This window comes from Mesorhizobium sp. CA10, assembly GCF_020165285.1.
GTDB lineage: Bacteria > Pseudomonadota > Alphaproteobacteria > Rhizobiales > Rhizobiaceae > Mesorhizobium.
Genome location: NZ_JAIUHV010000008.1, coordinates 1 through 12,064, shown reverse-complemented (window position 1 = coordinate 12,064; position 12,064 = coordinate 1). Strand labels below are relative to the sequence as shown.

Sequence of the window (12,064 nt, the reverse complement as noted above, 5' to 3'; positions counted from 1 at the left end):
AGGTTGATATCAGGCTCGGGGCGAACCTCGAAAACCAAAACGATACTGGATTCGACAGTTGGCTGGTGTCCTGCGATTCTGAAATTCGCGCCGCGCCCGATATCAAGGTCATGCGAATTTCAGAATCGGGATACCAGCAAGCGCCATTCGAACGGCCTCGATAACCTTTTGTTTACGAGCCCTTCACGACCTAAGTCTAGGCTTCGCATCGGGTTCTCAATGCCCGCGCCTGCTGGCGATGTGCTAGGATCATAAAATGCCGACGAGGCGGCCCCATCTTTTCGCGCTGTTGGGCGCGATCGTCGCGCTGACGCCTACCATGGCGATCGGTGGCAGCGTCGACGCGCGCGCGACGGCCTCGATTCCGGCGCCAGATGCGCCGCAGGCGCCGGGCCAAACGCCGATTGCCCCCGACATAGCGCAACTGAAGAGCGGGCTCGATGCGCTTGCCGCCAACAACATCGTTGGCGCGCGCAATGCGCGCGACACGCTGCCCGCCGCCTCGCTCGACCGGCACATCCTCGCCTGGGCGATCGCGCTTTACGGCGGCGACCAGGTGCCGAGCGGCGAGATTGCCGACGCCGCCAAGATGCTGCCTGGATGGCCGGGCACGATCGCGCTACGCAAGAACAGCGAGCGCGCGCTCTATCGCGAAAATCCGCCGCCGCAAGTGGTGGTGCAGGCCTTCGGCCGCAGCCAGCCGCTGACGCCTGAGGGCGTCATGATCCTCGCCCGCTCGCAAGTGGCGCTTGGCAACCAGGCCGCGGCGCGGTCGGTGCTGGTACCCTTTTGGCGCACGGAAAAACTGGAAGCGAAGGATGAGGCAGCCGTCATCAAGGAGTTCGGCACGCTGATCCCGGCGGCCGACCATCGCTACCGCATGGAGCGCATGTTTTATGCCGACCGGCCGTCGTCGGCGCTGCGGGTCGCCGGCCTCGCCGGCGCACAGCCGCTGGCGGATGCCTGGGCGGCGGTCGACAAGGGCGACAAGAACGCCGCCAAGCTGTTGAAGGCAGTGCCCGCAGTGCTGCGCTCCGCCGGCTATTTCTTCGCCGAGGCGGAGTATCTGCGAAAGCAGCAGAAATTCGCCGAAGCCGCTGCTGCCGTGATGAAAGCGCCGACGAATCGCGATTCGCTGGTCGACCCCGATGCCTGGTGGGTCGAACGCCGCGTGCTCTCGCGCGAGCTGGTCGACCAAGGCGACATGAAGACTGCCTACAAGATTGTCTCCATGCACGCTGCCGAAAGCCCGCCGAACGCCGCCGAAGCCGAGTTCCATGCCGGCTGGTACGCGTTGCGCGGTCTCAACGATCCGGCGACCGCCGCCAGGCATTTCACGCGCATCACCGAGCTCGCCCAGGGCCCGGTGTCGCTGTCGCGCGCCTATTACTGGCTCGGCCGGGCGGCGGAAGTCGGCGGCCCGGGAAGCGCCAAGGACTATTTCACGCGCGCGGCCAGCTACGGCACGACCTTCTATGGCCAGCTCGCCGGCGAGCGCGTGGGCTTGAGGACCCTCAACATCGCCTATCCGAAGCCGAGCGCGGCCGACCGCCAGAGTTTCGACGGCCGCGAAGCGGTGAGCGCGATCAAGCGGCTGCAGGAAGCGGGCTATGACCGCTACGCCGAGACGCTCTACCGCGACCTTGCCGGCCAGCTGACCAGCCCGGGCGAACTGGCGCTGCTAGCCGTGCTGGCCGAAAAGCAGGGCAACCATTTCATGGCGCTGAAGGTCGGCAAGATCGCCGCCCAGCGCGGCATCGATGTCGGCGCGCTTTCGCATCCGCTGGGCGTCATTCCCGATTCGGCCAACATTTCCGGATCCGGCAAGGCGCTCGCCTATGCCATCGCCCGCCAGGAAAGCGAGTTCAATATTGGCGCCGTTTCCAGCGCCGGCGCGCGCGGCCTGCTGCAGTTGATGCCAGGCACCGCCAAGCAGTTGGCAAAAAAGGCCGGCATGAATTTCTCGCAGGCGCGGCTGACGACGGATGCCGGCTATAACGCGACGCTGGGCTCGGCCTTCCTCGGCGAGCAGCTCGACCGTTTCGGCGGCTCCTATGTGCTGACCTTCGCCGGCTACAATGCCGGCCCGAACCGCGCCGCCCAATGGGTGGCGAAATACGGCGACCCGCGCGGCAAGGACGTGGATGCCGTCGTCGACTGGATCGAGCGGATTCCCTACACAGAAACAAGAAGTTACGTGCAGCGTGTGATGGAGAATTACGAGGTCTACAGGATGCGTATTTCAGGCAAATACGACATCGTGGGGGATCTCGTGAACGGACGAAGCTGAGGTTCTTCCTTCTCCCCTTGTGGGAGAAGGTGGCCGAGCGAAGCTCGGTCGGATGAGGGGTGTTCCAGCTTGGCGGTATGTTTGAAATCGCCGCGGTCTCATTCCTTCCAGCACCCCTCATCCGTCTCGGCGCTATCGCGCCGATCCACCTTCTCCCGCAAGGGGAGAAGGAAAGGGCTTCCCATTTGACGATCCCTGCCCTCGTCTGTAGCTGTCGGTCACCTCAACGAGGAGCAGCGTTCCGATGGCGAGCGGCGAAGGTTTCTCCGACTTCTTCTACGCCGCGCCAGACGGCCTGAAACTCCACGCCCAGATTTATGGCGAAGCGAATGCCGGCAGCTGGCCGGTCGTCTGCCTTCCCGGACTCACCCGCAACGCCCGCGACTTCCATGAACTGGCGCTTTACCTTTCAACCAAGGCGGCAAGGCCGCGCAAGGTCGTTGCCTTCGACTATCGCGGGCGCGGACAATCCGACCGCGATCCCGATATCAGCCACTATAATGTCGGCGTCGAAGCCGGCGATGTCCTTGCCGGATTGTCGGCGCTCGGCATCGAGCAGGCCGCCTTCGTCGGCACGTCGCGGGGCGGCCTGATCATCCATGTGCTCGGCGCATTGAAGCCCGCCGTGCTGAAAGCCATCGTGCTCAACGACATCGGCCCGGTAATCGAGGCAGCGGGCCTCGCCCATATCCGCTCCTATCTCGACCCGGCGCCGAGACCGAAGACATTCGCCGAGGCGGTGGATGCTCAGCGCAGCGTGCATGGCGCCGATTTCCCGGCGCTCACCGACGCCGACTGGCTGCGGATGGTCCGGGCAATCTGCCGCGAGACGGAGGCCGGCTGGCTGCCGGATTTCGATCCGGCGCTGGTCGACACGTTGGTCGGCATCGATTTCAGCAAGCCGCTGCCGGACCTGTGGTCGCAATTCGACGCTTTAGCCACCGTGCCGCTGCTTGCCATTCGCGGCGGCAATTCAAAACTATTATCCGCTGCGACCGTCGAGGAGATGGGAAGGCGGCATCCCGGCATGGAGACGATCACCGTCGAAGGTCAGGGACACGCGCCCTTTCTGGAAACCGGCACTCTGCCGCGGGAGATTGCGGATTTCCTCGATCGGGCAGAGCGCAAATCAAAATGAAGTAAAGCCCGAGACTAACTCAGTCTCAGGCCTTCTCGATGAAATATAGATTCGCCGACGCGCGGCGCGTGCCTATTTGCCCTTCGAGCTCTTGCGGCGCGCCTTTGCCGGCTCCAGTCGGCTCTCCTTGCGAGCGGCTTTGCCAGGTGACGGCGCGGTCAAGGGGGAGGCAAAGACGGAGTTCTCCGCGGCGCTCGGCGCCTGGTCGCCGCGTGGCTTCTCGAGAACGACGACGCAGCCATCGAGATCGTTGGTGGCGAGGTGCGCGTAACGCATGGTCATCGACAGCGTCTGGTGGCCGAGCCACATCTGCACGCGCCTGATGTCGATACCGCCCTGGACAAGGCGCGAAGCGCAGGTGTGGCGCAGGATATGCGGTACCACCTGTTCATCGGCGCCAAGACCGACTTCCGCTTTCGCTTCGTTCCAGATGGCGCGGTACTGCGCCTGGCTGAGCTTGGTGAACGGACCCTTCGGCCGGCGACCCTCGGTGGTCGGCGGCAGCTTGATCACCTCCTTGACCCGTTCGGTCATCGGGATGGTGCGGCTGCGGCCGGATTTCGTGATCCAAAATGAGACGCGGTGCTCCTGGATGTCGTTCCAGATCAGGCCGAGCGCCTCGCCTAGGCGGCAGCCGGTGTCGACCAGGAAAACGGAAAGTCTGTAAGCATCCTCGCTGCGGCTCTTGATGGCAGCGAACAGCCTTGTCTCTTCGTCCCTTTCGAGGAAACGAATCCGTCCCGCCCGCTCCTTCTGGCGGCGGAACTCGGGCAGGCTGTGGATATCTCCCATCTTATGCGCCTTACGCAGCAGCTTGCTGAGTGCAGCCATCTTGCGATTGATGGTTGCATTGCTGTTCCCGCGCTGGCGCAATGTGCCGATAAGATTGTCCAGGGTGTTCTGGTCAAAGGTGCTGAAACGCTCTCCCAGAAGGATCTCGTCTATTTCACCGATGAAAGAGCTGACATTGTATTTATGCCGCCCATCATCCCAGAGTATATCCCGGTATGCTGCAAAGAGTTCCCCGATCCTGTGCGATTTTACTTCCCGGATCTTGTCGTAGGTGTACCTAAACTTCGAATTCTGAGAAGAAAATACCGCAAAATGACCAGAGGCCTCGGCCTCTTGAACCGCTTCGTTCGACATTTTTAGCCACACCCCCTGTGGTTAAGCTTTCAGCCCTAACCGTTCGGAGATGTCCTTTCAAGAGTTTTCGAATCTTGCGGCCGACCACATCCGCCGGTGGCGGATCCCACAAAGTCGCTCCACAGACCCGATCAGCTTACCGTTTCACCCCCATCCTTTCGTTTGCTTCGACCAATCGCGAAAACAAAACGGCCCGGGCGTGGAGACGCCCGGGCCGGATTCCAATTGTAACAGTCCAGCCCTTAGAAGGAGCGCTGGAAGCGGAGCATGCCGCCGATGGCATCGTCGTTACCAGCAGAGATACCGGTCCAGTTGTGGTTCGTGCCAAGGGTATCGACTTCGTCGATTTTGCCTGCATTGACGTAGTCGACTTCGGCCGTAACCGTGAAGCCGGGAACGATGTCGTAGGCGATGTTGGCGGCGATGCCGAGGTTCTCACCTTCGTCATACGAGACCTGAGCGTTGAACGAGGTCTTCTCGTTGAACTTGTAGGTGCCACCGCCCCACACTGCCCAGTTTTCGTCCCACTGCTTGTAGAAGCCGCGACCGCCGGCTGCGAAGGTATAGGTCGGGTCACTGTAGTTGTCATCGGTGCCGTAGCCGCCCATGATGAAGAGCGACAGCGCGTCGTTGACGTTCACGTCCAAACGAACCTTGCCGGCAACTTCTTCATAGTTGCTGTCATAGGCGACGACGCCGGTGATAGCGCCCCACCCTTGAGTCCACTTCACGCCCCCGACGACATGCGGAACGTAGCTGTCGATCGTGCCCACGCCGTAGGAACCGTCCGTGCCACCGCCCGCGCCTTCTTCGAGCGAGACCACGGCCGAGAAGCCGTTGCCAGCGTCGAAGTAGTACTGGACGACGTTGGTGTCGAAGTCGCCGTAAGGAACCAGGGTATCCTGGATGACGTTGCCGGCGTAGCCGATGAACGTGTTGAAGGCCGATTCGTCCTTACCGACGCGAAGGCCGCCGAGCTGGATCCAGGCGAAGTTCAGCGAAGTGCCCTTGTTGAAGGCCGGATTGACGCCGAAATCGTCGTTGGTCGGATCACCAAGGTCGGCGTTGCGGTTGCCGAAGTTCCAGCGGGTCTCGACGTAGGTCTTCAACGTGCCGAGCTCGGTTTCCTGGCCGGTCCACAACTTCAGCGTGAAGCGGGCATTCTTGTAGAAGGTGTCGTTGCTGTCGCCGTCCTCAACATCGCGGGACGTCGCGCCGTCGAACGAGCCGACGTCGCCGACGCCGATGTCGTAACGGACATAGCCGCCGATGCGCAGGCAGGTTTCGGTGCCGGGGATGTAGAAGTAGCCCGAGCCGTAGACGTCGCAGATCTTGACGTATTCAGCCGGTTCCGGCTCGGCGACGGTCACAGCGTCGGCGGCGCGAGCACCGGAAACTGCGATCAGGGCCGCAGCTGAGCCGAGAAGAAGGCTCTTGATGTTCATTTTCTGACCTCCAGTCAAAAGTTAAAAAACGGGTCTGGGTATTTTTTGCTGAAGGACAGCGTTCCCTGCCCCATCCCCACTACCGAAAAAGATGCGCACCGCGCCGCTCCTTCGAAGATGACCTTTACCCAGGCGGCGGCTGCGTTCAACCACGATCGTATCGGCGAAAGCCCGATCCAGACGCTATCCCCGGATGTTGTTGCACAAATGACACGATTTGGCCTCACTCCGAAAGCTCTCGTTAACCATCGAGGCCCGCCGGACGAACGAATCTGGCGGTTAACGGCCGGAATTGCGGCGTCCCGGCGAGTCGCCCTGCCCGGTTCTTGCCGCAGAATCGCCTTGCGAAGGGAGGCTTGTTGCGCACAGCGCAGGGGAGGATGGCGGAGAGGATGGGATTCGAACCCACGAGAAGCTTTTGACCTCTACTCCCTTAGCAGGGGAGCGCCTTCGACCACTCGGCCACCTCTCCGTCGCGCCGCTGGATAAAGAAAAGCGTGGGCACAATCAACAAGCCGGCGCCATAATCGCCGAAAAATCGTTAGGCCGGCAGCTTCTGAAAGCGGTGGAGCATCGGCATCGCATCGGCCCAGACGAGGCGAATCGTGACTTACTAGGCCTTTTCGAGCCAGCAGAGGCGCCTTCATTGGAGCGCCATCGTAGACCGGAAACCGGACACGCAATCACCGGCAGGCGCCCTTCATCACGCTGCACGGGGCGAAAAAGAGCGCAATAACAAGGCATTGCCCATAATCTTGGCCGAGAGTCCACATCGCTTGCGTTCGATTCTGACTGGAGGTCAGAAAATGAACATCAAGAGCCTTCTTCTCGGCTCAGCTGCGGCCCTGATCGCAGTTTCCGGTGCTCGCGCCGCCGACGCTGTGACCGTCGCCGAGCCGGAACCGGCTGAATACGTCAAGATCTGCGACGTCTACGGCTCGGGCTACTTCTACATCCCCGGCACCGAAACCTGCCTGCGCATCGGCGGCTATGTCCGTTACGACATCGGCGTCGGCGACGTCGGCTCGTTCGACGGCGCCAAGTCGTTCGACCATGAGGACGGCGATGAGCAGAGCACCTTCTACAAGAACACCCGCTTCACGCTGAAGACCTGGACCGGCCAGGAAACAGAGCTCGGCACGTTGAAGACCTACACCGAGACCCGCTTCAACTTCGGCAACCGCAACGGCTACCCATCGGCAGACGATCCGACCACGGCAGCGGATGAATTCAACAGCAATCCTGCCGGCAACAAGAACGTTTCGCTGAACTTCGCCTGGATCCAGCTCGGTGGCCTCCGCGTCGGTAAGGACGAATCGGCCTTCGATACGTTCATCGGCTACGCCGGCAACGTCATCCAGGATACGATCGTCCCCTATGGCGACTTCGACACCAACGTCGTCCAGTACTATTTCGACGCCGGCAACGGCTTCTCGGCGGTGGTCTCGCTGGAAGAAGGTTCGGGCGTCGTCGGCACGATCGACAGCTACGTTCCGCATGTCGTCGGCGGCGTGAAGTGGACTCAAGGGTGGGGCGCCATCACCGGCGTCGTTGCTTACGACAGCAACTATGAAGAAGTCGCCGGCAAGGTTCGCCTGGATGTGAATGTCACCAACGAACTGTCGCTGTTCGGCATGTTCGGCTATGGCAGCGACGACAACCTCAACGACCCGACCTATGCCATCGGGGCCGGTGGTCGCGGCTTCTATAAAATCTGGGGCGGCAACTGGGCATTCTGGGCCGGCGGCACCTACAAGTTCAACGAGAAGACCTCGTTCAACCTCCAGGTGTCGGGTGACGAGGACAAGAACTACGGCGTGGCCGCGAACGTCGCTTACGACATCGTCCCCGGCTTTACGGTCACGGCCGAAGTCGATTGGGATCACTTCGGCAAGTTCGATGATTGGGTTTCGGGTGCCGACGTCGTCAACTTCACCGGCGCCGACAAGAAGAACAGCGTCGGCGGTCTGCTCCGCTTCCAGCGCTCGTTCTAACAGGCATTGCCTGATCGAAATCGATAACCCGGCGGGCAACCGCCGGGTTTTTCTTTCTCCCTTCCAGCACCCCGGCACCGTTTGCACAAAGCGCTGCATTCGGCGCGATCGCCGGAATTGCACGCTATCGGAGCCTTGGAGACTGAGCACTCAGCGCAGAGAGCGCTATGGCTCGGCGCGAATTGCTACTGGTCAAACCTCAGCAAGATCTCCCAATGCTTCGATCAGAGGTTGGATCTCGCTCTCGTAATTCTTCCATCGCTTGACGGACGACTTGTAGATCGGCTGACGAACCTGCCAGCGACTGTAAGTATTTACCGAGCGGTCCTTGTCAAAGAAACGCAGGCAGGCATCGTCCCAAGGCAGCCCGAGATAATCTATCAAGCGGCGCGACTGCTCCTCCTGATTTTCAATCAATGTTTCATACCGGTTTTCGAAGATGCGACCCGGAAGAACCTTCTTCCAGTGTCGCAACAGGCGATCGTACTCCCTGTAGTAGAGCCCCAGCGTCTGAAGATCAGCGCTATAGCTGTGCGCTTTGCTGAATTGCAGAACAAAGCAGGAGACACAATTGTCGATGGCATCGCGGCGGCAATGAATGATGCGTGCATTGGGAAAAAGAATGCCGATCAGGCCGATCAGCTCGAAATTGTGAGGCATCTTGTCGACGATTCGAAGCGAATCGGGAGCCCGCTCGCGCAGATAGGCAAGATGCTCTGCTGCTAGCGTCTTGGTCAGTTCGGGGGTAATCGTCGCGATCGATTTGCCGAGGTCTGTGTCGGAGTTGCCTTTGAGACCGATCCCATTGGCCATTCGGCTGAGCTTGCTGAGCTCGCCGGCACCGTGAACACCAGGATGGCTGGCACAGATCTGCTCGGTCAGCGTCGTACCCGAGCGAGGCATGCCGACAACGAATACAGGCACCTCCGAGGGATTGCCTTGAGCGGCCATTGAAGCCACCAGCTCCGGTGTGAAGGTTTCGATCATGACATCGACCCAGCGACGGTAGTTTTCCAAATTGAATTTATGGCCCCCGGCTTGATTTCCCTTCTTGAAGTGATCCATCGCCTCCCTGTAGCGACAGAGGTCGTTAAGCAGCGTCCCTGCAGCGTGATGGAGTGCCGCCGCTCCTTCCGCTCCATGGGCCGGGTCTCGAAGCTCCGCTAGAATTTGCCGCGAGCTCCGGCGGCTCTTCCGTGAATTTACGCGTCTGCACCAATGCACTGTAGGCAGCCGGTACCGCGATCCGCCGCTCTATCGCCTCTTTCAAATGAACCGCGGCTTCGTCCATACGGCCGAGGCTTGCGAGCGCGCGGGGCAACCCCAACAGGGCCAGAGGATGATCCCGGTCGATCTTGAGCGCCTTCTCAAAGAGCGGCAGCGCCATTTCTCCCTTGTCAAACGCATTGTAAGCATCACCCAAGGTACAAAGCGCCTCCACCAGATCCGGCTTCAAATCAAGAGCGTGCTGAATGTGCCTGATTGCCGGCGTAAATTCGCTGAGCTGCAAATAGGCTTCGCCGAGGCTAAGGTGGTAATAAGGATTTCGCGGGTCCTCTGCGACCGCACGGGCAAAATATCGCAGTGCCTTCTCGTTATCGTATCCGATGCCGAGGGTTCCCAGGATGTAGAAAGCCAAAGGGTGGTTTGGTGTACGCGCCAGAACCTTCAGGCAGAGTTCCTCGGCCTCCGGCAATTGCTCGGCTTTTTGCAGCTCGAGCGCCCGCCGCAACAGCATATCGTCCGCATGCGCTCGCGATGGACCGGCCTGCGTCTTGGCTTTCGGCAGCGCAGCGTTCGGTGGCAGCGCCTTAGCCGAGGGTTGCGTCCTGAGATGCTTTGCCCAAGCGGCCGGCAATCGGTTGCTCATCCTGCCTCGCTAGCAAAAGCGGCAGGCAGAATCCAGCGATGCGTCGTCCGCATCGAACTCGAGGCCAACAGCAACGCCTGCCGCTGCGTCCACCAGCCCCATGCAAGCGGCAAACCTCGCAAAAGATGACGCCGGCTGGCGGTCAAGCCAGTCAATTTCAGCTTGCCATCCAACTTGCACCTTTCCCCCGCTCACGCTAGCAAGAACGCCTCTTCCACGCGAGCCTGTGCCATGCTTCGTCGCCCTTCCCTCGCGCCAATCATCGGCGCGCTTCCCACAACGGTGCCGTTCGTTGGCCCGGAGGCCCAGGAGCGCGAGCGCGGGCGGCCGTTCCGCGCCCGCATCGGCGCCAATGAAAGCAGCTTCGGGCCTTCGCCGCGCGTCATAGCCCGCATGGAAAGCGTTGCCCGCGACCAGTGGATGTATTGCGATCCCGACAATTACGAATTGAAAGTGGCGGCTGCCGCGCATCACGGCGTGGCCGTCGAAAACGTGGTCGTGGGCGAAGGCATCGACGGCCTGCTCGGGCTGGTGGCGCGCATGTATGTCGGCCCTGGCGATGCGGTGGTCACCTCGCTTGGCGCCTACCCCACCTTCAATTTCCATATCGCCGGCGTCGGCGGTCGCCTGGTGACGGTGCCCTATGCCAATGACAAGGAGGACCTGGATGGCCTTCTCGCCAAGGTCGCGAGCGAAAAGGCGCCGCTGGTCTATCTTTCCAATCCCGACAATCCGATGGGAAGCTGGTGGGAGGCGCCGGATGTCGTCCGCTTCATCGAGGCGCTGCCTGAAACCACCATGCTGGTGCTGGACGAGGCCTATGGCGAGTTGGGACCGGCCTCGGCGCTGCCTGCGATCGATGCCGCTCGGTCGAACGTCATCCGCATGCGCACCTTCTCCAAGGCTTACGGCCTGGCCGGCATACGCTGCGGCTACGCCGTGGCGGAGGCGGAGGTGATCCGCGACTTCGAGAAGATCCGCAACCATTATGGCGTCAGCCGCATGGCGCAGGTCGCAGGCCTCGAGGCGCTTGCCGACCAGGATTACCTGCGCTCGGTCGTGGCGCGGGTGGCGGCAGGCCGTGAGCGTATTTCAGCCATTGCCAGGCAGAACGGCCTGAAGCCGTTGCCGTCTGCGACCAATTTCGTCACCATCGACTGCGGCCGCGACGGCGCCTTCGCGCTGAAGGTGATGCAGGGCCTCCTGTCGCGCGACGTGTTCATCCGCAAGCCGATGGTGCCGGTGCTGGACCGCTGCATCAGGGTCAGCGTCGGGCTCGACCATGAGCTCGACATCTTCGCCGAGGAGCTGCCGGGCGCGCTGGCGGAGGCGCAAGGGAACTAGGATGTGTTGATATTCAGGTGATGCCAGCCTGCAAATGCTGGTTTTCTGCGCTTCCGGTGCTCACGGACCCAATGTCCGCTCCGCTCCGGCCTTCGCCGGCCAAAGCCCTCATAAGTGTCTCGGCTCTATGAAGGCTACGGCCGGCGTAGGCCGGTTCTCGAAAGCCACCATTTTCGGCTTGGCCTCACCTGAATCTCAACACACCCTAGCCCAAGCCCCTGTTGCCTTTGCCCTTTGCTGTGCCAGATTCCGCCAAGCGCAACGCGGAGCACAGGCAATGCAAGGCGAGCATAGAACCGTTCGGGCGCGCGTTTCCGGTACGGTTCAAGGTGTGAGTTACCGCGTCTGGGCGCGCGCAGAAGCGATGCGTCTCGGGCTGACGGGTTGGGTGCGCAACGAGCGTGACGGCTCGGTCACCGCGCTGATCGCCGGCGCCGATGGTGCTGTCACGGCGATGATCGAACGCCTGTGGCAAGGGCCGCGGGGCGCGCTCGTCTCGAATGTCGAGGTCGAGGAGGCGGCCGAAGAGGCGCCCTTGGATTTCCGGATCATCGTGTAGTGGCACTGCACAGGGACCGCCGGCTCTGTTTGCATTGGCAGGGGCATGCGTTCGTGATTGGCCGAAACGCGCAATGGCGATCGTCATTCCAGGGCGGAGCAGGAGCGAAGCTCCGTCGCGAAGACCCTGGAATCCATTCCGTTACCTTCGCCAGGGAGTGCAACGGAGCAGAATCTGCACCGCAGCAACGCTTCCAAGGTAACGGCATGGCAACTGTGTTCACGCGAATGCGGTTTTGTCGCGAATGATAGCGTTGAGGACGACCAGGAGCTTCCTTG

8 protein-coding genes, 1 tRNA gene and 1 pseudogene are annotated in these 12,064 nt (G+C 61.4%); 6 read left to right on the top strand and 4 right to left on the bottom strand.

Features of this window, described 5'->3' with window-relative positions:
* The first annotated feature begins 256 nt into the window (after window positions 1-256).
* Both LB535_RS17345 and LB535_RS17340 read left to right on the top strand, forming a co-directional pair.
* On the top strand, window positions 257-2,290 hold the full coding sequence (locus tag LB535_RS17345; protein ID WP_224633083.1) for a lytic transglycosylase domain-containing protein: 2,034 nt from the start codon (window positions 257-259) through the stop codon (window positions 2,288-2,290).
* Window positions 2,291-2,534: 244 nt separating this feature from the next.
* Window positions 2,535-3,428 (top strand): alpha/beta fold hydrolase, encoded by an 894-nt coding sequence (locus LB535_RS17340; protein ID WP_224633082.1) that lies wholly within the window; start codon window positions 2,535-2,537, stop codon window positions 3,426-3,428.
* Window positions 3,429-3,500: 72 nt separating this feature from the next.
* Here LB535_RS17340 and LB535_RS17335 read toward each other — a convergent pair whose 3' ends face one another.
* The 3 genes from LB535_RS17335 to LB535_RS17325 form a co-directional block, all read right to left on the bottom strand.
* Window positions 3,501-4,574, bottom strand: coding sequence for a tyrosine-type recombinase/integrase (locus LB535_RS17335; protein ID WP_224633081.1), 1,074 nt, complete (start codon window positions 4,572-4,574; stop codon window positions 3,501-3,503).
* A 242-nt stretch (window positions 4,575-4,816) separates the two neighbouring features.
* A complete protein-coding gene (locus tag LB535_RS17330) occupies window positions 4,817-6,019 on the bottom strand; it encodes a porin (RefSeq protein WP_224633080.1) in 1,203 nt (400 codons plus the stop codon).
* Between the two features lie 381 nt (window positions 6,020-6,400).
* Window positions 6,401-6,491, bottom strand: a tRNA-Ser gene (locus LB535_RS17325).
* Between the two features lie 334 nt (window positions 6,492-6,825).
* On the opposite strand from LB535_RS17325, the gene LB535_RS17320 reads away from it, so the two are divergent.
* The gene (locus LB535_RS17320) at window positions 6,826-8,013 is read left to right on the top strand and encodes a porin (protein WP_224633079.1); all 1,188 of its coding nucleotides are present in this window, start codon (window positions 6,826-6,828) and stop codon (window positions 8,011-8,013) included.
* Window positions 8,014-8,205: 192 nt separating this feature from the next.
* On the opposite strand, the pseudogene LB535_RS17315 reads toward LB535_RS17320, so the two are convergent.
* A pseudogene (locus LB535_RS17315) lies at window positions 8,206-9,883 on the bottom strand (tetratricopeptide repeat-containing sulfotransferase family protein).
* A 231-nt stretch (window positions 9,884-10,114) separates the two neighbouring features.
* Between LB535_RS17315 and LB535_RS17310 the strand changes: the two are divergent.
* From LB535_RS17310 to LB535_RS17300, 3 genes are all read left to right on the top strand, one after another.
* Entirely contained in the window at window positions 10,115-11,227 is a 1,113-nt protein-coding gene (locus LB535_RS17310) for a pyridoxal phosphate-dependent aminotransferase (protein WP_224633078.1), read from the top strand.
* A 277-nt stretch (window positions 11,228-11,504) separates the two neighbouring features.
* A complete protein-coding gene (locus LB535_RS17305) occupies window positions 11,505-11,786 on the top strand; it encodes an acylphosphatase (protein ID WP_224633077.1) in 282 nt (93 codons plus the stop codon).
* A gap of 57 nt (window positions 11,787-11,843) precedes the next feature.
* The coding region (locus tag LB535_RS17300) for a hypothetical protein (RefSeq protein ID WP_224633076.1) at window positions 11,844-12,064 on the top strand (221 nt) is incomplete at its 3' end.

Coding starts and splice junctions, on each gene's coding strand:
- LB535_RS17340 (WP_224633082.1), top strand. CDS start 2,535: ATGGCGAGCGGCGAAGGTTTCTCCGACTTCTTCTACGCCGCGCCAGAC.
- LB535_RS17335 (WP_224633081.1), bottom strand. CDS start 4,574: ATGTCGAACGAAGCGGTTCAAGAGGCCGAGGCCTCTGGTCATTTTGCG.
- LB535_RS17320 (WP_224633079.1), top strand. CDS start 6,826: ATGAACATCAAGAGCCTTCTTCTCGGCTCAGCTGCGGCCCTGATCGCA.
- LB535_RS17330 (WP_224633080.1), bottom strand. CDS start 6,019: ATGAACATCAAGAGCCTTCTTCTCGGCTCAGCTGCGGCCCTGATCGCA.
- LB535_RS17305 (WP_224633077.1), top strand. CDS start 11,505: ATGCAAGGCGAGCATAGAACCGTTCGGGCGCGCGTTTCCGGTACGGTT.
- LB535_RS17345 (WP_224633083.1), top strand. CDS start 257: ATGCCGACGAGGCGGCCCCATCTTTTCGCGCTGTTGGGCGCGATCGTC.
- LB535_RS17310 (WP_224633078.1), top strand. CDS start 10,115: ATGCTTCGTCGCCCTTCCCTCGCGCCAATCATCGGCGCGCTTCCCACA.